This window comes from Candidatus Phycosocius spiralis, assembly GCF_030158815.1.
GTDB lineage: Bacteria > Pseudomonadota > Alphaproteobacteria > Caulobacterales > Aquidulcibacteraceae > Aquidulcibacter > Aquidulcibacter spiralis.
This window is the reverse complement of record NZ_BPFZ01000008.1, coordinates 17,014-42,073: the sequence shown is the minus strand read 5'-3', so window position 1 is coordinate 42,073 and position 25,060 is coordinate 17,014. Positions and strand designations below refer to the sequence as shown.

Annotated in this window: 22 protein-coding genes, 1 pseudogene and 1 riboswitch; of the genes and pseudogenes, 8 read left to right on the top strand and 15 right to left on the bottom strand. The window is 50.1% G+C overall.

Annotation, left to right across the window (positions count from 1 at the left end; all coding sequences use genetic code 11):
* Positions 1 to 560 precede the first annotated feature (560 nt).
* On the top strand, positions 561 to 3,044 hold the full coding sequence (locus PsB1_RS07295; RefSeq protein WP_284360098.1) for a PAS domain-containing sensor histidine kinase: 2,484 nt from the start codon (positions 561 to 563) through the stop codon (positions 3,042 to 3,044).
* Between the two features lie 5 nt (positions 3,045 to 3,049).
* Here the strand turns inward: PsB1_RS07295 and PsB1_RS07290 are convergent, their stop codons facing one another.
* The 6 genes from PsB1_RS07290 to thiS all read right to left on the bottom strand — a co-directional run bounded on the left by PsB1_RS07290 (position 3,050) and on the right by thiS (position 9,963).
* A complete protein-coding gene (locus PsB1_RS07290; protein ID WP_284360095.1) occupies positions 3,050 to 3,550 on the bottom strand; it encodes a hypothetical protein in 501 nt (166 codons plus the stop codon).
* A 464-nt stretch (positions 3,551 to 4,014) separates the two neighbouring features.
* Positions 4,015 to 5,817, bottom strand: coding sequence for a long-chain-acyl-CoA synthetase (locus tag PsB1_RS07285; protein ID WP_284360215.1), 1,803 nt, complete (start codon positions 5,815 to 5,817; stop codon positions 4,015 to 4,017).
* A gap of 202 nt (positions 5,818 to 6,019) precedes the next feature.
* Positions 6,020 to 6,682, bottom strand: a complete 663-nt coding sequence (tenA, locus tag PsB1_RS07280; RefSeq protein ID WP_284360091.1) for a thiaminase II — start codon at positions 6,680 to 6,682, stop codon at positions 6,020 to 6,022.
* A 3-nt stretch (positions 6,683 to 6,685) separates the two neighbouring features.
* Complete coding sequence (locus PsB1_RS07275; protein WP_284360090.1) at positions 6,686 to 8,794, bottom strand: TonB-dependent receptor; 2,109 nt, start codon at positions 8,792 to 8,794, stop codon at positions 6,686 to 6,688.
* A riboswitch (TPP riboswitch) is annotated at positions 8,785 to 8,911 on the bottom strand. (Overlaps the previous gene by 10 nt.)
* A gap of 48 nt (positions 8,912 to 8,959) precedes the next feature.
* The gene (locus PsB1_RS07270) at positions 8,960 to 9,757 is read right to left on the bottom strand and encodes a thiazole synthase (protein ID WP_284360089.1); all 798 of its coding nucleotides are present in this window, start codon (positions 9,755 to 9,757) and stop codon (positions 8,960 to 8,962) included.
* A 2-nt stretch (positions 9,758 to 9,759) separates the two neighbouring features.
* The gene (gene thiS / locus PsB1_RS07265) at positions 9,760 to 9,963 is read right to left on the bottom strand and encodes a sulfur carrier protein ThiS (RefSeq protein ID WP_284360088.1); all 204 of its coding nucleotides are present in this window, start codon (positions 9,961 to 9,963) and stop codon (positions 9,760 to 9,762) included.
* A gap of 138 nt (positions 9,964 to 10,101) precedes the next feature.
* On the opposite strand from thiS, the gene PsB1_RS07260 reads away from it, so the two are divergent.
* The 4 genes and pseudogenes from PsB1_RS07260 to aat form a co-directional block, all read left to right on the top strand.
* Complete coding sequence (locus PsB1_RS07260; protein WP_284360087.1) at positions 10,102 to 10,548, top strand: type II 3-dehydroquinate dehydratase; 447 nt, start codon at positions 10,102 to 10,104, stop codon at positions 10,546 to 10,548.
* Positions 10,549 to 10,600: 52 nt separating this feature from the next.
* Positions 10,601 to 11,098 (top strand): acetyl-CoA carboxylase biotin carboxyl carrier protein, encoded by a 498-nt coding sequence (accB, locus tag PsB1_RS07255; protein WP_284360086.1) that lies wholly within the window; start codon positions 10,601 to 10,603, stop codon positions 11,096 to 11,098.
* A 15-nt stretch (positions 11,099 to 11,113) separates the two neighbouring features.
* Entirely contained in the window at positions 11,114 to 12,472 is a 1,359-nt protein-coding gene (accC, locus tag PsB1_RS07250) for an acetyl-CoA carboxylase biotin carboxylase subunit (RefSeq protein ID WP_284360084.1), read from the top strand.
* A pseudogene (gene aat, locus PsB1_RS07245) lies at positions 12,469 to 13,059 on the top strand (leucyl/phenylalanyl-tRNA--protein transferase); the annotation flags it as partial. The gene accC and the pseudogene aat, both read left to right, overlap by 4 nt.
* Here aat and PsB1_RS11950 read toward each other — a convergent pair.
* Together PsB1_RS11950 and PsB1_RS07235 are read right to left on the bottom strand one after the other, a co-directional pair.
* The gene (locus tag PsB1_RS11950; protein ID WP_420887895.1) at positions 13,040 to 13,729 is read right to left on the bottom strand and encodes a DUF2155 domain-containing protein; all 690 of its coding nucleotides are present in this window, start codon (positions 13,727 to 13,729) and stop codon (positions 13,040 to 13,042) included. The pseudogene aat and the gene PsB1_RS11950 sit on opposite strands and share 20 nt — an antisense overlap.
* Before the next feature lie 374 nt (positions 13,730 to 14,103).
* Positions 14,104 to 14,493, bottom strand: coding sequence for an NADH:ubiquinone oxidoreductase subunit NDUFA12 (locus tag PsB1_RS07235; RefSeq protein WP_284360080.1), 390 nt, complete (start codon positions 14,491 to 14,493; stop codon positions 14,104 to 14,106).
* A 253-nt stretch (positions 14,494 to 14,746) separates the two neighbouring features.
* Between PsB1_RS07235 and PsB1_RS07230 the strand changes: the two genes are divergently transcribed.
* The 3 genes from PsB1_RS07230 to PsB1_RS07220 all read left to right on the top strand — a co-directional run bounded on the left by PsB1_RS07230 (position 14,747) and on the right by PsB1_RS07220 (position 18,810).
* Complete coding sequence (locus PsB1_RS07230) at positions 14,747 to 17,518, top strand: TSCPD domain-containing protein (protein WP_284360078.1); 2,772 nt, start codon at positions 14,747 to 14,749, stop codon at positions 17,516 to 17,518.
* Positions 17,519 to 17,670: 152 nt separating this feature from the next.
* The gene (locus PsB1_RS07225; RefSeq protein ID WP_284360076.1) at positions 17,671 to 18,474 is read left to right on the top strand and encodes a pentapeptide repeat-containing protein; all 804 of its coding nucleotides are present in this window, start codon (positions 17,671 to 17,673) and stop codon (positions 18,472 to 18,474) included.
* 30 nt (positions 18,475 to 18,504) lie between these two features.
* The gene (locus tag PsB1_RS07220; RefSeq protein WP_284360075.1) at positions 18,505 to 18,810 is read left to right on the top strand and encodes a TM2 domain-containing protein; all 306 of its coding nucleotides are present in this window, start codon (positions 18,505 to 18,507) and stop codon (positions 18,808 to 18,810) included.
* A 222-nt stretch (positions 18,811 to 19,032) separates the two neighbouring features.
* Here PsB1_RS07220 and PsB1_RS07215 read toward each other — a convergent pair whose 3' ends face one another.
* From PsB1_RS07215 to fabG, 7 genes are all read right to left on the bottom strand, one after another.
* Positions 19,033 to 19,632, bottom strand: a complete 600-nt coding sequence (locus PsB1_RS07215; protein ID WP_284360074.1) for a hypothetical protein — start codon at positions 19,630 to 19,632, stop codon at positions 19,033 to 19,035.
* Positions 19,633 to 20,058: 426 nt separating this feature from the next.
* A complete protein-coding gene (gene gmk / locus PsB1_RS07210) occupies positions 20,059 to 20,706 on the bottom strand; it encodes a guanylate kinase (protein WP_284360073.1) in 648 nt (215 codons plus the stop codon).
* Positions 20,696 to 21,571 (bottom strand): YicC/YloC family endoribonuclease, encoded by an 876-nt coding sequence (locus PsB1_RS07205; protein ID WP_284360213.1) that lies wholly within the window; start codon positions 21,569 to 21,571, stop codon positions 20,696 to 20,698. Before PsB1_RS07205 ends, gmk begins: the two co-directional genes overlap by 11 nt.
* Before the next feature lie 30 nt (positions 21,572 to 21,601).
* The gene (gene mltG, locus PsB1_RS07200) at positions 21,602 to 22,669 is read right to left on the bottom strand and encodes an endolytic transglycosylase MltG (protein ID WP_284360072.1); all 1,068 of its coding nucleotides are present in this window, start codon (positions 22,667 to 22,669) and stop codon (positions 21,602 to 21,604) included.
* Positions 22,669 to 23,949 (bottom strand): beta-ketoacyl-ACP synthase II, encoded by a 1,281-nt coding sequence (gene fabF, locus PsB1_RS07195; protein ID WP_284360071.1) that lies wholly within the window; start codon positions 23,947 to 23,949, stop codon positions 22,669 to 22,671. Before fabF ends, mltG begins: the two co-directional genes overlap by 1 nt.
* A 7-nt stretch (positions 23,950 to 23,956) precedes the next feature.
* Complete coding sequence (locus tag PsB1_RS07190) at positions 23,957 to 24,193, bottom strand: acyl carrier protein (protein WP_085339046.1); 237 nt, start codon at positions 24,191 to 24,193, stop codon at positions 23,957 to 23,959.
* A 126-nt stretch (positions 24,194 to 24,319) separates the two neighbouring features.
* A complete protein-coding gene (fabG, locus tag PsB1_RS07185; RefSeq protein ID WP_284360068.1) occupies positions 24,320 to 25,054 on the bottom strand; it encodes a 3-oxoacyl-[acyl-carrier-protein] reductase in 735 nt (244 codons plus the stop codon).
* Between the last annotated feature and the right edge of the window lie 6 nt (positions 25,055 to 25,060).

The following is a 25,060-nucleotide window of genomic DNA, read 5'->3' as shown; positions in this document are numbered from 1 at the left end:
TTCAAAAAATCTTTGGAAACTTAATCGTATCGCCAAAACGATGGCGGCCGATAGAACCGATTGTGGGATCCCATGCGGCCTTTGGTGTAAACCCGATGGCCAAAGATTATGATCAAAGCTTATCATCATTGGGACGCATAGGATTGAGACCTTGGCTACCCCATAGGTGTTAACCCTAATGGTGGCAGACTAAAGCTGCAAAACGCCCGGTCATCATTCATGACCAGTTTGTGCCAGAAAGGATAAAAAATGCACTCCCCGACCTTTGAACTTAGAAACAGGCACTTCACCCAATCTGTCCACTGACCCATGCGATCGAAGGGTTGCGATCGATGGGTGATGTGTCCCACGGCTTAAGGGGAGCGGTCATGAGGCATGGATCCAAGCTTCTAGACCTTCCAATGATGCATGATCAAGTTGTGGCAATCTTTATAGGTGCGATTGGCTTTTACCATCCCATCAACTGATATCGACTCTAGTAATCAGCTTAGCCTCCTTTTTATGTACGTGCTGCGGAATATTGTTGAGGTTCGACAAGAAGGTCACATCCAGAGCTAGACGTGTCGTTAATAATTCCTTTACCGTTTTTGGTGTCGAAATTCGCCCATCCTGATTCGGAAACCACAATGGTCGCTAAGCATGCAAAAAACCATGTAATAGATCAGCAATGGCCTACGGTCATCTGTTTATGCCTATGTGGGATTTTTGCGGCTTTAGTCTTGTTATTGGCTAAGCGCGACTATGACGCGATCCGAAACCAAGCCAAGCAAAATGCAGCTCTAGAAGCTAAACTGATTTTGGAAAGGTTGGATACTTCAACCAGCATTGCCCAAGCAAGTCTAAATGCTGTGCAGCAATTAGGCGTGATGAAAGCGATAGAGACGGCAGCGGCAGCACCAGGAATACAAGCCATTGCTGGATTTGATGCCTCTGGGGCATTGATTGCGCAAGGCACGGCGGCTTCAGGTGATATTGGTGCTTTAGCGACAGTATCGCCATTAACCAAGCAAGACTCGTGGCGTGGAGCCCTTGCCAGCGAGGCCTCAGCCTCTGTGAATGCTATAGCGGTCAAAACAGCAGATGGTGGTACTATTGCGGCCTTTGTCACCTTACCCAATCTTGAAGTATTTGGACTTGGCAGCCGTATTGGGATTGGGAATTCTACAGGTGCCCTCCTGCGCGTTCAACCGATGTTTAAATCGCCGCAGACAAAACTCACAGCCAGTGCATTTGGAATCAAGCACCTTCCGCCCAAGGGCTCGAGTCTTGCACTTTTCGGCCAAGATTTAGATGGGCAATCCATTATTTTAGGAATTGCCTCCTCCCAAAGCGGGATGATTTCTTATGTTGCCCGTGATCGTGGTCCCATGGATTTGGCGATATTGCGAAGTGCCATTTTGTTTGGACTTTTATTCCTTGGGCCAGTGATTGCTGGGGCTGGTATCTGGATCATAACCCAAAGACAAGCTTTAAGGTTTGCAACAAACCGCAGCCAATTACGTGAAGTTGAACAACGGCTGCGCGTGGCAATCGAAGGGGCGCGCTGCGGCGTTTGGGATTGGGACATCACGCACGATCAAGTATTTCTTTCCAAGCGTCTCGCCCACATCTTTGGGTTACCAGGTGCGGGGCGGTTTGCCGCCCAATCGATCTTCAACGCCCTCGATAGCAAAGATCAAGCTTGCTTGCGTGCTGCCCTTGCTGCATCGGCTCAAAAAGGTGTGCTAGATGTTGTCCTCCAAGTTAAGTGGGCCAAAGGGGTCAAGCATGTCCAACTCCGCGGGCGTGCAGTCAAGGATCGACAAAACCCGGCGTTGACTCGTGCCATTGGGGTCTCAATCGACGTCTCAGACGCGCGCAGAACCGAAGAAAGACTGATACAAACCGAGCGTAGACTAAACGATACAATTAGTTCTATTTCTGGGCCTTTTGCTCTGTGGTCAAAAGAGCGAAGATTGGTTTTATGGAATGATGGATTTGCAAAAACATTCGGATTGAGTGCCGCGGTTTTACAACAAGGTGCCAGCTATCATCAGGTCTCTGCGGCGGCGGCAAAATGTGTCAAATCACAACGTCCAGATCGCTATGATGAATTAGCCCAAGAAATCGAACTTGATAATGGTGTTTGGATTCAACTTGTAGAGCGTGAAACCTTTGATGGTGGGTTGGTGTCCATAGGTATTGATATCACCCCACTCAAAGAAATCGAAGAAAATATTCGCCGTTCAGAACGCCAAATGCGCTCTGTGGTCGTTGAATTGGAGCGCTCTGAACATAAAGCTTCAGAACTGGCTGAAAAATACAATATTGAACGCCAACGCGCCGAAGAGGCATCCAATGCCAAAAGCGGGTTTTTGGCCAATATGAGCCACGAATTGCGCACTCCGCTCAATGCCATTAATGGATTTTCAGAAATCATGGTGCAGCAGCTTTATGGGCCACTGGGGGATCGACGCTATTTGACTTATGCAACTGATATTCTCAACAGTGGCAAACACTTACTCGAACTGATCAATGATGTACTGGATATGGCAAAGGTTGAAGCGGGCAAGTTCAAAATTTACCCCAAGCCGATGGATCTCCATGAAAGCATTGAGCAGGCGATCCGGCTTGTGCGCGGTCGGGCAGAAGAAAAGCGTATCTCCCTCGTCACCGAACTCAATGAGGATGGGGAAATGATAGGTGATGCACGGGCGATCAAGCAAATCATGATCAATTTGCTCACCAATGCCATCAAATTTACAGCACCCAATGGCAAGATATTGGTGCAGATCAAGAACAATTTAGATGAAGTGATCATCAGAGTGATTGATAATGGCGTGGGCATCAACCAAGAAGATTTGCCCCGTTTAACGCGCCCATTTGAGCAAGTTGAAAATGAACATGCACGTTCCAATCAAGGCAGCGGATTAGGTCTAGCCTTATCTCGTTCATTTGCAGAATTGCACGGTGGCTCTTTATCCATTGCCTCCGAAGTCGGGGTTGGGACCATGGTGATTGTTTCGCTGCCCCGCCTAGCGGTAGCCGAACAAGAAGCCGCTTAATCCTTTCAGCTAAACAATGCGTCTATATCGTCTTGCGCCCCACCTGGATCTCCGCCGTGAACCATTCGATCAAGCAACATGATTTGCGATCGTAAACTACCACTGGTTATCGCAATAAAATCGACTATATCCTCACCCTGAGTGATTGCGATTTCGGCCTGTGCAATCGCCTCTTGCACCATATGGCCCAAATCTGTGCTTAAGGCATCGAACCCAGCTTTGATGGTAGGATCACACCGCAAATAGGACACTATGGCAAGATCCTTGGCCATAAATCCCGACCGCGCAAAATGTTCCTCGTAGGATAGAGGTTCCCAATTCTTCAATTCTTCAAGCATATCTGGCATTTCTGCCAAAAGCCCAAACAACATAACTGCTTCATTGAAAACATTGAGATAGTCTGTAGCAAGTCCCGTTTTAGGGTTAATGTTGGCCGCAGCTAATACACTTGGATCTAAGTCTTTTAGATCGGCATGATTTGAGAGGCAAACTTGCTGGTCGGACATTAGCAGAACCTAAACACAAAAAGTCAATATTTCCTTTTACCTTATAACTCATCATTTTGTGTCAGGATGTTTGGAACTGACTTAGCTTCATCCTTGACCAAGAGTAACCAGATTCATTCACGAGCACAATGACTTAGGCTTACTAGAGCATTGGGCTGTCATTCAGGTGAAGCAAGCACATGCCTTAATCTGTGCTTGGGGTCAAAAAGGAGTGCGCTCAAGTATCCCCCCCTTTTTCACAAGCTGAAACAAACTCACGCCTTTTGATTGCAAGTATAGCGTCAAGGCAAGTTGGCTTGTAGGCCAAGAGATGATGGACCTATTTTTATCCTTGAAAGGCCAATGTGATTAGAGCTGTTTTGGGTTGGGTGGTATCAACTTCTCGAAGTTCACAGCGATGGACATGCTCACGTACGCATTAGGGTCGTTAGAATAAACATCCTGCCTCTTCATCATGATAGGTCCTAAAAGCGTATGTGCCCCGATTGTATGGCGTCGTATACTTGAGCTGTCAGAGGCTCATAAAGCTGGGTGTCCGGGTTCATCCATACGATTGGATCGTGGATTTGAGACGGATTAAAGCCCTCATTCACAAGCTCGAGTTTTCGGTACTTGAACGTACCTGTAATATCCATTTCTGGTTGGAACCGTAAAAAAACCGGTACAGCAAAACCAGGTAATTCCGATCGCACATAAGTGGATAGTGCTTCTAAATCTAACAATTCTGAGGCAAGAATCACAGCCATGCCTGCCCGGCCATCGGTGTGGGGCACATCCACCCCATAGACGTTTGCTTGGTCGATGCCAGGAAACATACAAAGCACCTCACCAACTTCATTGGTTGAGACATTTTCAGATTTCCAACGATATGTGTCACCTATCCGGTCCACAAAATAGAAATATCCCAATTTGTCTTGGCGCAAGAGGTCACCGGTCCGAAACCACAAATCGCCATATTCAAACACATCGCGCAGCAGTTTTTTATCCGACCCTGCCCGATCATTGGCATAGCCATCAAAGCGGGCACGAATATTATCATCATCAATTCTTCCAATAGCTTCACCAACTTCATCCACACCACAGCGTTCGCAAAATCCATCCTCGTTTCGTAAAGGCTTTTCATGTTCAAAATCAAAACGCACAAGCTCAACATTGAATTTCTTTTTTAGATAGGAAGGTATGCGGCCAACAGCACCTAATTTGCCATCTATATTGGCCATCCCAACATTGCCTTCTGTTGAGCCATAAAACTCAACAATTAATGGAATTTTGAAACGTTCCTGGGCGCGAGCCCACACGTCTTGGCGTAACCCATTACCGAAGCAGGATTTGAGTTTATGAGAGCGCTCCTTTGGATGAATTGGTGCGCTGACCAAATAGCGAAACATTTCACCAATATAAGCAAAAATGGTACACTCTTGATCCACGATATCATCCCAAAACTGGGTCGCTGAAAACCTGCGTCGCAAGAGTAAAGTCGCACCTGTATTGAAGGCTAAACCTACTGCACAAATGCCCCCAGTTGCGTGATAGATTGGCAACGGACAATAAACTCGATCATTCGGGCCTGATTTCGTAGCTGCAATGAACGAGCGCGACAGGGCTTGTGTTCGTGCATGCGATAGGCACGCCGCCTTGGGATTGCCAGTCGTACCTGAGGTATAAACATAAAGACATGGATCTTTTGCCAACAGCATTTCACGATAGGCCCGAGAGGGGCGCTTGTTACTTTGCGCATTCAAGGCCCGATCCAAATCATTGGAATGAGGCAAGACGCCGCCAGACGACCAAATAGATACATCCGGCAATTGTCCGTCTACACTGGCCCAAAGATCGGCTAATTCAAAACCAATAATCGCCGCTTTTGATTTAGCGATGGTGATACAATGTAACAAGGAAGGGCCTTGTAAATTGTGATTAATGAGTGCGACAATCACACCCACCTTAGCCAACCCATACCATGCCGCCAAATAATCTGGCCGATTTTGCATGAACAAAGCCACAACATCACCTGTCTTGAGGCCTATGGAGATAGCCCAATGGGCGTAAAGATTAGCGCGACCATCTAATTGGCCATAAGTCCAAGTTTTTCCCTCAAAAATAATTGCAGGTCTGGGATTGTTTTGATCGCAGATTGATTCCCAATGGTCAGGTAGCAAAGTGGTACTTTCGGGTGATAAATCCTTGATCCATTCATTGGTTCGCCGCAAAGTGGATATATAAGTCAATTCACGTTGAATACTGCTAAATAAACCCATCGCTTGAATACCTCTTTGAGCTCTTATGCTCAGTCGTGCGCCTACATCAAGTCAGAACGCTCACTTTTGCGGCGATTCTCACAATCAATTGGTTAACCGGTATGGTTCTGAATAGTTTCACCTAAAATGTCACATAAAATAGGCTTGGTTCCAAGGATTTGAAGTGACACATTACGGTAAAGTCAATTCGTATGTGGGTTAGGTTTGAAGCCTAAATCGGCCAACCCCTTCTATGATACGCGCTGTCCCAAAACATCCATTCATACTGGGCGCAACGCAAAAATGCGGCTTTCATGCTTGCTTGCTCTTTGGGGCCTGCCCGTTTGGCCGCTAAGTCAACGATGTCTTTCATCCGCTGTGTGGCCGCAGCAAAGCTTTCGTCCGCGTAAGTGTTTATCCAGGCTTGATAGAAATTACCAGGCTTGCTTTTGGCCCCTATCGCCCGCCCGACATCTAAATAGAGCCAAAAGCAGGGCAGGATGGCAGCCGCCAAAACCGAAAAACTGTCTGTTATCGCTGTGGCGAGCATGAAATTAACATAGGCTTCACACGCTGGCGTCGGGTTGGCCGCCTCTGCCTCCCGAGCATCAATGCCAAATTGGGTAAGATAGCCAGCATGGAGGGCGCGCTCCACCAAAATGGCGACTTCCGCCGCTTTTGAAAACTCCAAAATCTCATCGGCCGCTGGTGCCTTGGCTGCCCCCAATGCCAGAACACGCGCATAGCCCTGCAAATAGAGACTATCTTGGATCATATAATGGGCAAAAGCATCGCGGCTAAGCGTACCTGCCGCAAGCTCTTTATTGAAAGGATGGGCATGGATCGCACGCCGTAGCTGGGCTGCATCTCGCCAAAGCTGGTTGGTGAAGGCCATGGCTTAATACTCCTTGCGCAAGCTAATGTTCAGTTTGCGGCCACGATTGATTGTAAACGTATCAAACGGGCCATCAGGTCCAAGCCCCGCTAATAGGCCAGTCATACCCTGACCAAAAGCCGAAATCGCCCAACGTTCATCGGTGAGGTTTTGCACATTTACCCAAAGCGTCCAGCTAGCCCATTGTGCCGTCGCTGTGAAATCAGACCACCAGCGCGCTGGCGAATAAAGCACATTGTCGATCTCATAAAAGGTTTTGCCGGCATAGTTTAAGTCTAGCCGCGCGGACACAAAGCTCTCTCCCAATTGATGGCCATAGTGCCCCCAGATCTTGCCCGTATCGCGGGGCGTATTGGGAATGGCCTTGCCGCTATAATCACGGATTGCGGGTGAGCCAAGCAAAGGGTCGGTCGCGATAAAGCGCTTAATCTTAGTTTCGGCCAAAGCGTAAGACGTGCCCAGATCAAGCCCCCGCATCGGTTGGACATTTAAACTAGCCTCAAAGCCACGCACGGTTACTGTATCGACATTAAGCGTCACCGATTGGTTGTCGATGAACGTATAATTTTGATAATGCTCAACTTCGTTAGAAAAAGCAGCCAGCTCAAGACGACTGGCCCAAGGCCCAAATCTCCGTTTTAAACCCGCTTCCAGAGAAGTCGTGATTTCGGGCCGATAGGTCGCTTGCCAGATGGAATTAGCGGCAGGGCTTGGATTGAAGCCGCCCGGGCGAAAGGCTTCGCCGTAGGTCACAAAGGCATTGCTATCGCCTTTGAGCCATTGCGCGGTTAGGCGGGGTTGGAAGTGCTCAAACGTCTCCTGACGCCGCTCGATTTGTGGGCCGCCAACAGAAGCGAGAATGATCTGGGTACGCTCATCTTGGTCAAAGCGACCCTGCACTTCCAGCTTGATGTTAGGGGTTGCCGCATAACCGACGCCGCCAAAAACCGAGGTTTGCAAGGCATGGGTCAAATAACGCGGGGCTGGTACGCCAAACAATAAGGGGCCAAAGTCATCGGTGCGATTCTTGCCTGTCTCTTGGACAAAAGCACCCCATTGATGCGTGAGGCGGGTATCATCTTGCGAAACCCAGCGGATTTGGGAGGTGGTGGCACGAATATCGATGGGCTGGCGGATGGGCTGAATGCCGTTCGGGAAGGCTGGAAATCCAAAAAAAGTTAATGCACCAGGACGATAATCCAGCTCCTCATCAAAGCGCTTGGCATAGGAGTCCCGCGCCACCAATCCCGACAGCGTTCCACCCCAAAGCGGGCGGCTGGCCTTGATAAAACCATGCCCCCAACGCCGCTTGGATGAGCCTGGGTAATCGCCGATCGGATTGATCAGAATTGCACCCGATAGTCGCCCGCCAGCTTTACCCGTCACATTATTGGAACTGGCCCATGCGGCCCCACCTTCTTCTTCAAGCCATTGAAATTTAAAGTCAAAATCCCATCCATATGCCGACCCAGTCAGACGCAGCCGCGCGCTCTTGGTTTCGACTTGATCGACGATTTTGTCCAGTGTGCTATTCTTGATCCAGCCATCTGCTGAAGACCACAGGCCCGAACCACGCAAGGCCCAACCAGACGCCAAATTGATCTCCTTTGCCAGCTCAAGCTCTTTTAAACCGCCGTTACCCACACGCGTGGTGACATAAGAAGGGCCGCTCATCTGCGTGCTAACACCAATCACACCACCAGCCGCATTTTTACCAAAGAGCGCCCCTTGCGGCCCTTTGAGAACTTCGATGCCGCTTAAATCATAAAGCCTTGGCGTAAAAAGCTCTGTATCAGCTAAAGCCACACCATCTAACACCACGGCGACTGAGGCCTGTTGCAGCCGATCGGTGGTCGCACCGCGTATCGAGAGAATATTGGTGCCGGGATCTTGATCATTGACCATCCACACGCCTGGAACTGCATCGGCAACTTCATCCAACGTCGCTCGCGAAGCTGGGTTTAACGTTACCACAGACGCGGGTGCTGAAAATTCCCGCTCTTTACGCCCTCGCACCACAATGATTTCAGCAGGATTTGGAAGACCACCTACGGGCACAGCTGAAATCGAATTAGCATAAGCAGCACTCAACCATGTTAATGCAATCAACATAAATCCCCTCCCTTCGCCGGCATGATCCGGAGCAGGTTATGCGGGTCGCTGCGCAACAACCCTTGGGTCATATGCAGCCTCTCAGCCCCTGCTTGCAGGGCTCCCCGGTGATATTGTGGGCGTAAGGGGGTTACGCACAAGCGTCAAGACGTTGATACAGAGCGATTAAATCAGCCCGGCCAAGGGGCTTGAAGGGTCGGCATAGCGCTTTTTACCCATGCGCCCAGCCAGGTAGGCGTCGCGCCCGGCTTGAACGGCATATTTCATCGCGCGCGCCATGCGCACAGGGTTTTTGGCTTCGGCGATGGCTGTGTTCATCAAAACACCATCACAACCCAACTCCATCGCCACAGCGGCGTCTGAGGCTGTGCCAACCCCTGCATCCACCAAAACAGGCACACGGGCGGCTTCCACGATCAGTCTGATATTGACGGGGTTTTGTATGCCAAGACCTGAGCCAATGGGCGCACCCAAAGGCATAATCGCGCAAGCCCCTGCATCTTCTAAACGCCGCGCGAAAACAGGATCGTCCGAACAATAAACCATAACATCAAAACCCTCTTTCACCAAGACCTGAGTAGCGGCCAAGGTTTCGATCATATCAGGATATAGGGTCTTTTGATCCGAAAGGACTTCAAGCTTGACTAAGCTCCAACCACCTGCTTCTCGTGCCAAGCGCAATGTACGAAGCGCGTCTTCTGCGGTGAAGCACCCGGCAGTATTGGGCAAAAATGTGTAGCGTTTGGGGTCTATAAAGTCAGTTAGGCGCGGTTGGGTGGGATCGGACAGATTGATACGGCGAAGGGCAACGGTGACTATTTCGGCCCCTGCAGCCTCTGCAGCCGCTGCATTTTGCGCATAATCCTTGTATTTGCCAGTCCCGATGATCAATCGTGATGAAAAACGCCTTCCGGCAACTTGCCAGCTATCATCTAGGGCTAAAGTGCTTGTAGGCTCGCCCATGCTCAAAATCCTCCGCCAACAAATTGCACACATTCAAGCCGGTCGCCGTCGGCTAAAATGGTTTGGTCCCACTTCGACTTCATGACGATGGCTAAATTGCGCTCTATGGCCACCCCGCGCGTGTCAACGATCAAGCCCGCAACCAAGTCGGTTAGTGTCACGCCGTCCTCCACATGCATTTCTTCGCCGTTAAAAAAGATTTTCATCAAACCCTCGTTTCATCCCCGATATGGGCGGCCTTAGCCCTGATGATCAAGATCGCGATGCAGGAAATGAATGTGCTCATGCAACCAATTCAGCAGGGCCACCTTCCCCTTTGATGGAAGCGGGGCTACATCTGCGGCATGGAAAAACCGATCTTCGTGCTCAATGGGCCTAATCTGAACCTATCAGGTAGCCGTGAACCTGAAATCTACGGAACTGACACATTGACCGATATTGAGGCCGCTTGTGCTGAGAAAATAGCTCAATTATCTCGTACATTCGTTTTCCGACAAACCAATCATGAAGGCGTTTTGATCGACTGGCTACAAGAAGGCCGCGTGCAAGCATCTGGTATCTTGTTAAATGCTGGCGGTTTGACCCATAGCTCCATTGCGCTCTATGATTGCCTGAAATCGATCATAATTCCCGTGGTTGAAATTCATCTTTCTAATCCCCTACGCAGGGAATCTTTTCGCCATCAAAGCTATGTTGGAATGGCTGCCACTGGAACGATTGCTGGATTCGGCCTGCACTCTTATCTACTTGGAATAGAAGCACTTCATATCAAACTTACCCACAAAAGATGATGCCTAGCGCCTTTTTCATCACAGCGCGCACACTGGTCACAAGGAGACATGCATGACGCAATCAGGATTTGACACCAAATTGGTCAAGGACCTTGCGCGCATTCTACGCGATACGGATCTGAGCGAGATCGAAGTCGAAAACCAAGGGGTACGCGTGCGCGTTGTCCGCCAAGCCAATGTTACGCCCATAGTTCCTGCACCTCAACCAATCCAACTCCCTGTACCGGTGGCAAAGCAGCCCAGCGTGACCCAAATACCACCCTCGCCCCACCTGTCTGCACCCGCCACTGCGTCAAGCACCGGTTTAAACAAACATCAAGGTGCGGTCCCTTCGCCCATGGTCGGTACCGTCTATACCCAGCCAGAGCCTGGTGCGTCTGCCTTTGTCACGGTTGGTGATAGTGTGAAGGAAGGTCAACAATTATTCATTATCGAAGCGATGAAAACCATGAACCCTGTTTTAGCCCCATGTGCCGGCATTGTTACTGCTATCTTGGTACATGATGCCCAACCCGTTGAATATGGTGAAGCACTCTGCGTGATCGAATAAGGGGGTAACACACAGGTGTTTGATAAAGTTCTCATTGCCAATCGGGGTGAAATTGCCCTGCGGATCCATCGCGCTTGCAAAGAGATGGGCATTAACACGGTCGCCGTCCATTCCACAGCCGATGCAGATGCCATGCATGTTCGCCTCGCCGACGAAAGCGTTTGCTTGGGTCCTCCTGCTGCCGCGAAATCTTATCTTAATATCCCAGCTTTGATCGCTGCATGCGAAATCACTGGCGCGCAAGCCATTCACCCAGGTTATGGATTCTTGTCCGAAAATGCTAAGTTTGCAGAAATAATCAACGCGCACGGGCTTGTATTCATCGGGCCGCGCGCTGAACATATACGGATGATGGGCGATAAAATTGCTGCCAAAACTGCAGTGAAGGCTGCTGGTATTCCTGTGGTTCCAGGCTCGGATGGCGGCATTAATGATGATGTGACGGCTTTAGCAATTGCTCAAGAAATTGGCTATCCCGTCTTGGTTAAAGCTTCGGCTGGCGGCGGCGGGCGTGGCATGAAAGTGGCCCATAGCAAGGAAGAGTTGTCCGTTGCTTTATCCACAGCGCGCAGCGAAGCCAAGAACGCATTTGGCGATGATACGGTCTATCTTGAAAAATACTTAGGCCAACCTCGCCATATTGAAATTCAAGTAATTGCAGATGAATATGGCAATGTTGTCCATTTAGGCGAACGCGATTGCTCACTCCAGCGCCGTCACCAGAAAGTCTGGGAAGAGGCCCCCTCCCCAGCACTCAATGCAAGAGAGCGCAGCCAAATAGGCGATGTGGTTGTTAAGGCCATTAAGGCGCTGGGTTATCTGGGCGTTGGTACCATTGAGTTTTTATATGAGGATGGTCAATTCTACTTCATTGAAATGAATACGCGCCTGCAAGTTGAGCATCCTGTCACCGAAATGATCACGGGCGTGGATTTGGTACGCGAACAGATCCGTATTGCCGCGGGTATGCCCTTATCCTTTACCCAAGACGAAGTGATTTTTGAGGGCGTCGCAATTGAATGCCGGGTTAATGCCGAAGATCCTGTTAGCTTTGTACCTTCACCTGGCACCATTACCGACTTCCACGCGCCTGGTGGCCTTGGAGTTCGATTGGATTCGGCTATTTATACGGGCTATAAAATCCCTCCTTATTACGACAGTCTGATCGGCAAGCTTATTGTCCATGGCCGCAACCGGAACGAGTGCTTAATGCGTCTGCGGCGCTCTTTAGCCGAAATGGTGATAGGCGGGGTTAAAACCACTATCCCCTTGTTTTTGCGCTTGGTGCAAGAGCGCGACATTATCGATGGTAATTATAACATCCATTGGCTTGAACAATGGCTCAATGAGCATGGGGAGGATAAGCCTGCATGAGCATGGGCTTTGGCCCCGAAGAGCTTTTGGCATGTTATGCACGCGGGATTTTTCCGATGGCTGATGGGCGTGATGATCCACGCCTTTTCCTTGTCGATCCAGAGCAACGTGGGATCTTAGCGTTTGAGAATATCCACATCCCCCGTCGCCTCAAACGGAGTGTGCGCAACGAACCCTATCGCGTGACGATCAATCGTGCATTTCGCAAGGTCGTGGAGAATTGCGCAGCACCACAAGAATCGCGCGAAGAGACATGGATTAATCAGCCGATTCTTGAGCTTTATGATGGCTTATACCGGCGTGGACATGGCGTTAGCGTAGAAACTTGGCTGGGCGATCAGCTGGTAGGCGGGCTTTATGGGGTCAGACTTGGGGCGGCCTTTTTTGGCGAAAGCATGTTCACACGTGCGCGCGATGCCAGTAAAATAGCCCTTGTTCATTTACTTGGCCATTTGATCAGCGGTGGGTTTAGACTGCTCGACACACAATTTCTAACACAACATCTCAAACAATTTGGTGCAACAGAAGTGGCGCGCGCCGACTATCAAATCTTGCTAAAAGACGCCATTAATTGCGCGTCGACTTTTCCTGCACCTGATTTGATGGTAACGGGGATGGGGCAGCATCTAAGACAGGTTCATCCAGTGGCAAGGGACTGTCACCTTGATTTATCGCACCTTTATCTTGAACCTGCGCCTCTACCGAAGAACGAAGGGCCTCATCTTGAGCCGCAGCCTGTTTGGCCTGTGAGCGTGGGGGAGTTATGTCTGATGCGGATTGAAGCGCACTTGCTGGGGGTAGTTCTGCCCCATCACAAGCAACCAACCACATATCGTAAGTTGGATGATCAATAGGCGTCACAGCAGGACTTGAGGCGATGATCCACCCTTTACGAATAACGCGTAGGGCATTAGCGTCCCTGTTTGAACGACTATTTCTTTGTGGTAATACCGCCAATTGGTTCAGCTTTTGCGGTCCAATATCGGTCACTTCAACATAGGCCCATGATTCCAACCTGTCTTCGGGGTGTGAGGTATAACACGCCATCACCCGCATACGCAGCGAACCATATGTAACCTGACTTCCAACCGAGACCTTAAGGCGAACATTGGTTCCCTTTTCGCGATCTAAAGCACCCAAAACTATGCTTGTTCCACGAAGTTCCCTTACCGGCTTTGGGCCCTGTTCAACGCTTTCAGGTGGAAATAATAATTCCAGAGGAACAAAGGGGATCGTAGGCCCAACCAATCGGGGCATCACATATCCGCTACTTGATAGAGCGCGCTGTTCTTCTGCCGCCCGTTCCTTGGCCTCGCGGCGGATACGTGCGCGCATTTCATCGGTTGGACTGAGCCAACCACCACCCCCATTTTGGCGCATCGCCGGTGGTAGATCGGCTGCTTCAGGTTCCCCAACTGGCCCTAATTCAGGGTCGATACCCCCCGTGGAAACAGGCGGTGCAATGGGGGATGTGGGTTCAGGTTTTTGGGGATCACCCCCTGATTGCGCACCGCTGGCAGAGCGAACATTAGAAGTCTCCGGATTTGCTTGCCTGGCAATAACCCCACCGCCAACCAAGGCAATCAGTATCGAGCCACCGATTAACGCCCCCGTGCGTTTAACAGCTTCCATCACTTTGGCGACCACGCCTCATAATCGCTTGAAGCTCTAGCCCGTCGCGCTAGAGCTCCTAAGCTGCCTTTTGGACGATAAGCAAAAACGGTACCGGTTAAATTGGGCAGATGGGATTTTTCCCATGACTTGAGTAAAAAAGGCTCCACAGTTGGGGGATGCTCAAACGTATGATGCAACCAACCATGCCATTCCACGGGTACACGAGAGGGTTCAGCATAGCCCTTATAGATCACATAGCGCCTTTTGCGCCCCTCTAAAGTCGCTTTACGCTCTTCAAAATAGCGATTGCCCTGATCGTCTTCCCCGATCAAATCAGCCCGCTTTGCAATATCATAAAGGGTACCAAGCGTTGCACCATTCCACCATGTAAAAACTTTTGCAAACACCGCTATTCCTTTTCAAGGCCTGCCCAGCTCCGCCCAGTAAGATAAAGGCACGTCAAGCATAGACCTACTTGGCCGACCAGATGTAAATCGGACCGTTCAATGATGATCTGACTATGCCCTCCTAAGCCCATTCCTTCAAGTGAAAGCGGCAGGCCAAAGAAAAAGCTTTTGGGTGCAGAATTTTTGGTTTCAGGACTAGTCGGTCAGCCTATTCCAGCCGATGATTGAGTTTCTGATTCGCTAGGGTGCAACTTTGACCTTTGATTCGCGATTTTTCAACCATGCTTGTCTTGCATCCCATGCTGATATGCTGCGGGAAGCAGGCTTAGAGGTTGGCCACTTATTTGCTCCACCCAGTTGGACCCTGGATCATGTACTAGCCTTTGGCGAAGTGATGGGTTTGAGCGATCATAGCTCTATCAGGGATGCAATCATTGAAGTGGCGGGTCGGATTGGTAATTTGGCTTGGGCAGCTGGTCTGTTGCTCGATACGCAAGCGCGCACAAGTTTTGAAGCTTTATTAGCCAATAGTTTGCTTGCCAGACAAGTCGCATTGGACCCGTCTTATTTTCGCGGTTTACTCGGAACCCAAACGCATTCACATCAACACAACCAAAGTTTCTATGTCTCTAACACCCATGTTGGATCTTACAAGGATCATGGGGTTGCATCACCTTGGCTTAGCGAACATAGCCAAGAGGATGTGATCGCCTATTGTGATGCGCAAGATAGTATATGTCATCGTCGGCAGCGCCAGTTTGATGCATCGGCGCTGACGGTCGGCAGACAGCATATGAACGATGCTTTATCGGGTGTGCGTGCAGCAGTTGGTCGCGCGCAGGGGGTTGGCCATGACGATCCACACGAAAATCCAGTTTTAGGACGCGCCATCGCTGCAGCCTTTCGGGTTGGTGTTCCTGCTGGGGCAATCGGTGAAGCGATCGCCGATGCCAAGCACGGCTATTTCGGGGACCCCGTGCAGGTCGATTTTAACGACGCGCCAGCCTTAAGGCCTGCAACCATTTTATTGCCTGTGGGGGAAAACTTGGATGGTGATCTTCTATTGCAGGCTGCAAGAACAGGTTGCAAGTTTGATTTCGACACTATTGCCCAGCCCTTTGGTGGTCCAATGGTCACCTTTTGCCTTTCTGCATTCTATCAAGACATGCAGTTTAGAGATTTAGAGACAGTTGCAGCCGCATGGCGGCTTGCACTGGATTGTTTAGGACTTGTCAGTGCATTCCCAAGCAAAAAAAGCGCGCAGGAATGGGCGAAAGACCGTATTGGTGAATTGGGCTATTGTGATGGTGCTGGCCTGATTATGGCGAGAGGGCAAGCCTATGGCAGCCTTGAAGGGCATGAGTTGATCAAATCAGCGTTAAGTGCCCTCTCACGTGGTGCTGAACGGGCATGCGAAGGTTTATACCGAGCAAACCTGCAAGATAATGAGAGGTTTGCTGGCCGTTTTGTAACCAATTTACGCCCAGTTGATCAGCCCACGATCTTGAGCTTATTGGGAGCGGATGCGGGCGGTCTTGAACCTATATCAAGCCCAACCTTTGAAACAGCTTGTGGCGGGGAGGAGACTACATTTGCACTTCGTCCCAATGTGAAGCGGGGCCTTGAAACCCTAGGCCGCGACACTGCCCAAATTGCCAAGCATTTATTAGGTACAAGGACTTTGGCTCAAGCCCCTGGTGTTTCGTTTGAAGCCTTGGCATCGCGGGGTGTTGATGAAGCAGGTCTTCATGCGATTTCTGAAGCCTTGATTGGTGCGCGCTCTTTACGTGCAGCCATCACGCCTTGGATTTTGGGTCCTGAAGAGACGGCTCGATGGTGTGGATGCACATTAGATGCAGTTTTACGGCCAGGTTTTGATGTGCTCACTGCCTTGGGATTTACATCACAAGACATTGCTAGCGCGCAACATTGGGCCTTAGGACAGATGGAACATTGGGAGCCCTTAGGCGATCGAGAAGTGTTTACAGAGGTCAAGCGCGAAGACATCATTCGCCTCGCCGCTGCTCAAGAAGGGCATGTGCGTCGACATATCCGCTTAAACCTTTGTCTCCTGCGCCAAGAAAATGGTCGGGAAGTCGCAGCAGAGCTTGCAAAACATCTGGGCCTGATTGGCTTTGCCGGCTTTCGTTTAGATTTCAAACAAGCAAGATTTGATGCCCCAATTTACGCGTTGAGCGCATTTGAAAATATACCAGAAGATGTGAAATCCGAACGCGTTGAAGTTCAAGTTGAGCGCGTGGTGGAACGTTTGATCCCCCAGCCCACAGCCAGGCGTCGTCTGCCCGATCGTCGCAAAGGTTATATCCAAAAGGCATCAGTTGGGGGCCACAAAGTCTATTTACATACTGGTGAGTTTGATGATGGTGAAATTGGTGAGATTTTTATTGATATGCATAAAGAAGGGGCAGCATTTCGCTCCTTGATGAATAATTTCGCCATCGCAACCTCCATCGGCCTGCAATATGGCGTCCCACTTGAAGAATTCGTCGATGCCTTTGTTGGTACAAGGTTTGAACCTGCTGGCGAGGTTGAGGGCAATGATTCCATCACACGTGCGACATCTATTCTCGATTATTTGTTCCGCGAATTAGCGGTTTCCTATCTTGGACGTGACGACCTAGCCATCGTAGGTGACACGCATAGTGACGAAGATATAACAGACACAGGAAATCCCAGCTTAGGAGACTTGAGTTGCCTTGATCATGATCCCCATGATCCTGTGCGCTTTATTTCTAAAGGCTTCGCACGCGGCAGCTTTATTGATAATTTGGTGCGTTTACCAAGCCCTGCAGAGCGGGTTAGACGTAGAGGCTCATCCTCATCGGAAGGTACGGTTGGTGTGTCATCACCATTGGCCACCTCAAGCCAAATAGGGCCCCAGTATGAAGGCGATCCTTGTCCAGATTGTGGGCACTTTACCCTGATCAATCGCCCGAATGGCTATGCCTGTGATGCATGCGGTTGGGTGGGCCTCAAACAATCAGAGACCGGGGTTGGCCCATGATTAAGTTAGAATGGATGGTCATTAGGTAGATTTCTATCGTAAAGTTAAGAAAATTCGCCTGTTCAAAGGGTAATGTGGTATATAGGTATCTGTGACATGATTGTTACAACCATTTAAGTGGATAATTCCTGCAACTTGCTTAAACTAGACCCATGACTTCAAGAGCATTATCTTTATTATTGGCTTTTGTACTAACCCCAATTGCCCAGCCGGTTTTGGCATTGGCGTGGGACCAGCGGGGCAAGCCAAACACAGTTACCTTTGCCGGACGGTTTTCTGGCCTTTGTACGGGCTGTGATCTCTCCGATCGACGGATGGAGAATGCCCGTATGTCAACTGGTAATTTTGCCGGCGCTAACTTCACAGGGTCAGTTTTGCGTAGCGCCGAAATGACCGCAGGAAATTTTGCAGGATCCCGCTTTGATCGCGGCGATTTGAGCCGTGCGGAAATGAATGGCTCAACTTTTCGTGGTGCTAGTTTTGTTGGCGCGGGTATGCGTTCGATTGAGGCGGCAGGGGCCAATTTTGGCGGTGCAGATTTTGGCGGGGCTGATGTCTCTAATGCTGAGCTTATTGGTGCTAATTTTGTTGGGGCAAAATTTGTAGGCACGCGCGGCACCAACCCTGATTTCAGCGGCGCAAACTTGAGCGGGGCGATGTTGATGGGGGTAAGCTTTGTAAATGCTGATTTTACCGGCGCGACCATGGTCCGCACAACGTTTGAAGGGGCTGATCTATCGCGCGCTGATTTGACCGGCACTGTTTTGCGCGAAGCCCGCGCCAGTCGCACCCGATTTGGTGGCGCAGATTTTACGGGTGCCAACCTTTCTGGTGCCAATTTTGCTTCCGCTCTTGGCCTAACAACCCGTCAATTGGAGGATGCATGCGGTGATGAAGGAACAGTGCTTCCCCCCGGTGTGACCATTCGCGCTTGTAAGGCACGACGTCCGCGCTAAATTCATTTAGCTTCTTAGGAGCCAAGGATCGTGGAAATCACCGAAGCAGAAATGATCGCAATCGATTTACGCGTCGATGAAGAGACCAAATCGCCCTTTCAAGCTTATGTTATGTGGTTCTTTCTTGGCTGGCTTGGAGCCCACCGCTTTTATGTCGGGCGGGGAAAGTCTGGACTAGCCATGGTGGTGTTGACCTGTAGCGTAATAGGCTTACCAATCTCCTTTCTTTGGTGGTTAGCCGATAGCGTGCTGCTTGGGGGCATGTTACAGGAGGACCGTGAACGGGTGCGCGACCGGATCGCGCGTGAGACCTTGGAGCTGCTGCAAGTGGATTAGACGCGTCCACGGGGTGCGCTTGGAGCAGCTCTAAGCCTGTTCAGCGAGCAGCAGAATCTCAAGGTAACCCAATTTTGGTTGGGAGGGACTCCAGTAAAGGTGGGGACTTTCAGGATTTTCGTGGGTGGGGGAGCATGAAGGGAAGAGACCCCTCTTTCAAGACCATTTCAATGCTATCTTAATGTATGCCTAAAACAAAGCGACGAAGTCTATACTAGTCGTTTAACCAGGACAGTCCTTGAGACTTCCAAGTAGTTGCTTCCAGTTACTCGCGCCATCGAAGTCCTCAACTAAACCCCCTTCAGCAGAGGCGCCAAAAAAAGCGCCCATTCCGTGTAAAATCATATACTTGGGATGGTAAGTTGGCATACCAACTTTCTGAAGATCACCGCAAAGCCTCTTTTCAAGCTCCGGCGTTCCCATGATTTTATCTAGCATTTCGGAAAGTCGTGTCTTTTGATCTTCTTGCAACTCTTCATAGGTTTGGATCAACAAGACAGTCCCTGCCTGTCTAGCCGATACATCAGAAACGCGAAGGGAATCAAACGCCGCATAAATGCGTGCGAGATAGTATAAATAGCCAGCAGTCTCATAATCATTTCGCCGCACGCACGCAATCATACCTTTAAGGAGATCTGGTGGTGTAAAATCGCTTTTGGCTTTAGCAATCTTAATGCAACCAATATTTCTAGTTGCCTCTAAACTGCCCTTCGTTACGTAGTTAGTGATAATTCCATTTTTCCGTGCCTCAACATTTTGGGCACTAGCTGCTGGTGCCTCAAAACTAATTGATAACAAAAAAAATAGAGCTAAACGCCTCATCAGCTATCCCCACTTTGTTGTCCACACTCCCTCGGTTGATGCCAACCTTCATATGAGGGGTGGAAGGCTTGCTAGGAAAGCATACCGAGATTACAACCAAAAATTGAAAATTATACCTTCGCAATACACGTCAGTCAATCAAAAAGAAGTATAACACAGTTACGGGCCGCACCAGTAGAGTGCACAGGAAGACCTGAAGCTTCGATGCACCTCCATGATTGCCAATGAAAGATGCTTTGCGTATCATTTGATGTCAACTTCGCCATCCCCCGACGTGCGAAATGGGTGCCGTGACATCCAATCTTCCCCGTACCAATGCTCAGATATTGTATGTGCGGAGTTACATAGTGTTTCAGAATTTTTGCCCTGAATGCACCTCCCTAAAAAGCAAACGATGAAGGGGCAGCCAAATAGGTATGCCGGCGCTCACGTATCTTCACGCAACAGACTCTGTACAAAGACACCAAGCCAGGGCTGTCTAGTTCGGCGCATCCGCTCTGCTTCGAGGATGGTTTTTAAGCGCGCATAACTTAGATCTAAGTCATCATTCACCAAGACATAATCAAAGTTTTCCCAACGACTGATTTCCCCATAAGCATTGGTCATCCGCTTTTTGATCACTGCGGGGCTATCTTGTCCACGTAGGATTAAGCGCCGCTTAAGCTCAGCCATATTGGGCGGCAATATGAAGACTTTAACCACATCCCCGGGGGCCGAGGTACGCAATTGCAGCGCACCTTGCCAATCGACATCAAACATCAAATCGTGGCCCGATCGCAATTGAGCAAACGCACTATCCCTGGGGCTGCCATAATAATGGTCATGAACTTCAGCCCATTCTAAAAAGCCATCGTGGGCCCGGTGGGTACGAAATTGATCCTTATCGACAAAATGATAGTGAATGCCATCTACTTCGCCCGGACGTGGCGACCTTGTGGTCCAAGAAACCGACAAAGTAATATTGGGATCCTCGTCCACCAGTCGGCGCGACAAGGTGGTTTTACCAGCCCCAGAAGGGCTGACCAATGCTAGCATAAGACCACGGCGGTGAGGTTCATTCACATCATTCGACATTGGCGGCTTGCTCTTTCAATTGATCCACGAGTGCTTTGAGCTCTAGCCCGATGTTGGTCAGCGCAATGGTGGCAGCTTTAGTGGTTAAGGTATTTGATTCACGATGAAATTCTTGCGCCAGAAAATCAAGTTTTCGCCCGATATCCCCGCCATGGTTTAACAGAGTACGTGCCGAAGTCAGGTGCGCAGCCAAGCGGTCTAATTCCTCACGCACATCAGATTTGAGCGCTAAAGCTGCTGCTTCTTGGGCTAGGCGCTGGGGATCAAATGGTACTTCGCCCAACAATTCTACAGCGCGCTTGTGCACCCGGTCACGAATGGCCAAAACTTGGGCCTCCGCTGCGGTGTCTGCTTGGCGAATTAACTCATCAATCCGAGAGAAATTTTGGGTAAAAACATCAAAAAGCCCATCTCCTTCGCGTTGCCTTTCGGCTAAAAGCTGATCCAAGGCAGCTTCTAAACCCTCTAGAATGGCTGCGTCACGGCTTGCTTTAACCTCAACAGCTTCACATGTATCCGCCGCTTCAAGGACGCCACGAAGATGCAACAAGCCGTCCAAACGTGGCGGCAACACTTGGCCAGCCGCGATCAGTGCACTTCCTTCGGCCAAGTAAAAGTCAATCATATCCAGATTAATCCGAACACTGGGATTTTGGTTCACGGTATTGCGTTTAACGCTTAAAGACACCTGAAGAGAGCCACGCTTAAATCTCTTGGTGCACGCTTCCCGTATTCGGGGTTCAAAACCATCGTGGCCTGGCGGAAGTTTATGCTTTATGTCGAGATTACGGCCATTGACACTGCGTGCTTCCCAAACCCAGGTCATATCTCCCACTTGACCCTCAGCACGTCCAAAGCCAGTCATGCTTAATAGGGAGGGAGGCCTCACCATGACTCACTTGCCCCCTTGGGTAATGGCCTTATTGCTTTCTTGGTATGCGCGCCATGCCCGCCAGCGCGCAACATTTTTTTGGTGCTCCCCATAGGTTTCAGCAAATGCATGTCCACCTGTACCATCGGCAACAAAAAACAATTCTCGCGTTTTGGGGGGATTTAACACAGCCTTGATCGCATCCTTGCCAGGATTGGCAATCGGCGTCGGGGGCAGACCAGAGATCACATAAGTATTCCATGCATGGGGATTTTCGAGATCGCTTTTAAAGATTTTTCGTCCCAAAGGCGCGCCTTTGGTGATGCCATAAATAATAGTGGGATCAGATTGCAGCTTCATTCCAGCCCGTAATCGATTGACAAAGACGGCAGCAACCCGGGGTCTCTCCTCAGTAAGCCCTGTTTCTTTTTCTACAATAGAAGCAAGTATTAAGGCTTCATTTTTATTATTAAATGGCAAGTCTGGGGCCCGTTGTAGCCACAGGGCATCCAGCAATGTTTTATGGCTTGCCTGCATTTGTTTAACGAGGCTGGCACGGCTATCCCCACGTTGAAACGGATAGGTGCTGGGGTTCAGACTTCCTTCAGGTGGCGGGGGGGGCAGCTCACCTGTCAGATAAGGATTGGCATTAAGCCGCGTATAGATTTGGTTCACGCTCCATCCTTCTGGAAACACAATCATCCGCTTAACGCCTTCACCCCGGATAAGGATTTTGACAATTTGACCCGGAGTTGCCCTTGACGGGATTTCATATTCACCAGTTTTGAGGGTACCAGAAGTGCCACTCAACAGAACTGCAAGTCGAAAACCCACAGCAGAGTTAACAAGCCCTTCTTCTTTTAGGCGCCCCCCGATCCGGCTCATTACATCGCCATCTTCAACCATAAAATACCGCGTTTCACCCGTGTCTGAATTGGGTCCTGGCCCTAATAGAAAGACCATAGCCCAAATCGTGGTTACGAGAACAACAAAAGCTACCCCAAAATGGATCAACTTACGCCGTGATTTTGCTTTAGCCGCTTGATCTTTGGCTGCTTGCTTCGTCCGGGGTTTGGCGACATGGCCCGCCATCAGACCGCTTTCATAACAAGTGCCGCGTTGGTGCCACCAAAGCCAAATGAATTGGATAAGGCAGCTTTAAATGTAAGTTCCTTAGCTACCAGGGGTACCAGATCGATCTTGGTTTCAACCGATGGCGTATGCAGGTTTAAGGTTGGCGGTACGATTTGATCGCGTAGGGCTAGGATTGAAAAAATCGCCTCAACACTACCGGCAGCCCCTAACAAATGGCCGATGGCGGATTTGGTTGATGATAAAGTGAGGTAGGCTGCATCATCGCCAAACAACCGCTCTACTGCGCGCAGTTCAATCTCATCCCCCAACGGCGTCGAAGTACCATGCGCGTTGACATAACCAATGTCTGAAGTTGTCAGGCCTGCGTCTTTGATGGCTGAGCGCATGGCACGGAAACCACCATTGCCGTCCTCCGCCGGTGCCGTAATGTGATAGGCGTCACCTGACATACCATAGCCTGCAATCTCGGCATAAATTTTGGCACCACGCGCCTTGGCATGTTGATAGTCTTCCAGCACCACTATGCCAGCACCTTCACCCAGGACAAACCCATCACGGTCTTTATCATAAGGGCGCGAAGCCGACATTGGATCGTCATTAAATCCGTTAGACAATGCACGCGCAGCAGCAAAACCGGCAATACCAATTTTACACACCGCAGCTTCACACCCCCCCGCGACCATCACATCAGCATCGCCATATTTGATGATACGCGCCGCATCACCAATCGCATGTGCACCAGTCGCACATGCTGTCACCACAGAATGGTTAGGTCCGCGAAAACCATGTTTAATCGATACATGGCCGGAGGTGAGATTAATCAGGGCCGATGGCACAAAGAACGGACTGACTTTTCGGTAGCCCTCTTTTTCCAACAATAGGGCAGTTTCTGCGATGGTGGACAACCCACCAATGCCTGCGCCAATCATAACCCCAGTGCGTTCTTGTTGTTGTTCGGTTTGTGCGACCCAACCAGAATCTTCAATAGCCTCATTGGCGGCTGCGACCCCATAGAGGATAAACTCATCCACCCGACGACGCTCTCGCGACGACATAGCGATTTCAGGATCAAACGACCCTGGTATCGCCTCACCACCTCCCCCGCGTCCCGTGGTCCAGGGGACTTCACAAGCATAACGTACGGGTAGATCGGATGCGTCAAATGCACTGATGGTGCCTGCCCCGGATTTCCCCGCCAGCAAACTCTTCCAAACGAATTCGGCCCCGACCCCAATTGGGGTAACGAGGCCGATGCCCGTCACGACAACGCGACGCATGTTCTGATCAGCCAGCGTTGGCAGAGATGAACTTCACCGCGTCACCGACTGTTTGGATTTTTTCGGCGGCATCATCTGGGATTTCAACGCCAAATTCTTCTTCAAAAGCCATAACGAGTTCCACTGTATCGAGGCTGTCTGCACCCAAATCATCAATGAAACTCGCATTTTCAACAACTTTGTCCGCATCAGCGTCCAAGTGCTCAATGACGATTTTTTTTACGCGGTCGAAAACGTCAGACATATTAGGTCCTCGGGTCCTGCCGAAGTCGCTTCGGCGTTGTTATAATTACCGTTTCGCCACAATAGCTCAACGGAAGCTTATCGAATTAGCATCTTTGCTATTGGGCCGCTAGCGCCAAAGCATCACCTAAATCATCGCCATACCGCCATTCACATGCAAAGTCTGCCCTGTAACATAACTGGCTTGGTCGGATGCAAGATAGACAACTGCGGCGGCAATGTCATCAGGGTGACCGAGTCGCGCCGCAGGAATTGACTTGGTAATCGCCTCTTTTTGGGTGTCATGGAGCGCATCAGTCATCGGCGACACAATAAAACCCGGTGCAATGCAATTGACCGTAATACCGCGTGAGGCAAGCTCTTGCGCGATGGATTTAGTAAAGCCGATCATGCCGGCTTTGGAAGCTGCATAATTGGCCTGGCCTGAATTTCCCGTTACCCCGACAACCGAGGTGATCCCAATAATCCGACCCATACGCTGTTTCATCATGCCTTTGGCGGCTGCTCGCGCGAGGCGAAAGTAGGAGCCAAGATTGACGTCAAGGACGCGTTCAAAATCCTCATCCTTCATGCGTAAGAGTAGGCCGTCCTTGGTGATGCCAGCATTGGCAACCAGAATATCCAAGCCGCCAAGGGCCTGTTCGGCGCGTATCACCAATCCATCGGTTTGTTCAGGGTTGGATAAATCGCATGCCAAGGCGATACTAGTGGGCAATTGCGCACTTAACTTATCGAGTGCATCTTGACGCGTACCCGACAACGCCACATGAGCGCCGGCCCCATGCAATGCGCGTGCAATCGCTCCACCAATTCCACCTGTAGCACCCGTCACAAGTGCTTTGTTACCAGTTAAATCAAACATCGAGTT

What these genes read in the sequence shown, in the direction of transcription:
- PsB1_RS07290 (WP_284360095.1), bottom strand. Translation starts at nt 3,550, where the DNA reads ATGTCCGACCAGCAAGTTTGCCTCTCAAATCATGCCGATCTAAAAGAC.
- tenA (WP_284360091.1), bottom strand. Translation starts at nt 6,682, where the DNA reads ATGGCCTTCACCAACCAGCTTTGGCGAGATGCAGCCCAGCTACGGCGT.
- PsB1_RS07275 (WP_284360090.1), bottom strand. Translation starts at nt 8,794, where the DNA reads ATGTTGATTGCATTAACATGGTTGAGTGCTGCTTATGCTAATTCGATT.
- PsB1_RS07270 (WP_284360089.1), bottom strand. Translation starts at nt 9,757, where the DNA reads ATGGGCGAGCCTACAAGCACTTTAGCCCTAGATGATAGCTGGCAAGTT.
- thiS (WP_284360088.1), bottom strand. Translation starts at nt 9,963, where the DNA reads ATGAAAATCTTTTTTAACGGCGAAGAAATGCATGTGGAGGACGGCGTG.
- PsB1_RS07260 (WP_284360087.1), top strand. Translation starts at nt 10,102, where the DNA reads ATGGAAAAACCGATCTTCGTGCTCAATGGGCCTAATCTGAACCTATCA.
- accB (WP_284360086.1), top strand. Translation starts at nt 10,601, where the DNA reads ATGACGCAATCAGGATTTGACACCAAATTGGTCAAGGACCTTGCGCGC.
- PsB1_RS11950 (WP_420887895.1), bottom strand. Translation starts at nt 13,729, where the DNA reads ATGCCCCGATTGGTTGGGCCTACGATCCCCTTTGTTCCTCTGGAATTA.
- PsB1_RS07225 (WP_284360076.1), top strand. Translation starts at nt 17,671, where the DNA reads ATGACTTCAAGAGCATTATCTTTATTATTGGCTTTTGTACTAACCCCA.
- PsB1_RS07215 (WP_284360074.1), bottom strand. Translation starts at nt 19,632, where the DNA reads ATGAGGCGTTTAGCTCTATTTTTTTTGTTATCAATTAGTTTTGAGGCA.
- gmk (WP_284360073.1), bottom strand. Translation starts at nt 20,706, where the DNA reads ATGTCGAATGATGTGAATGAACCTCACCGCCGTGGTCTTATGCTAGCA.
- PsB1_RS07205 (WP_284360213.1), bottom strand. Translation starts at nt 21,571, where the DNA reads ATGACTGGCTTTGGACGTGCTGAGGGTCAAGTGGGAGATATGACCTGG.
- mltG (WP_284360072.1), bottom strand. Translation starts at nt 22,669, where the DNA reads ATGGCGGGCCATGTCGCCAAACCCCGGACGAAGCAAGCAGCCAAAGAT.
- fabF (WP_284360071.1), bottom strand. Translation starts at nt 23,949, where the DNA reads ATGCGTCGCGTTGTCGTGACGGGCATCGGCCTCGTTACCCCAATTGGG.
- PsB1_RS07190 (WP_085339046.1), bottom strand. Translation starts at nt 24,193, where the DNA reads ATGTCTGACGTTTTCGACCGCGTAAAAAAAATCGTCATTGAGCACTTG.
- fabG (WP_284360068.1), bottom strand. Translation starts at nt 25,054, where the DNA reads ATGTTTGATTTAACTGGTAACAAAGCACTTGTGACGGGTGCTACAGGT.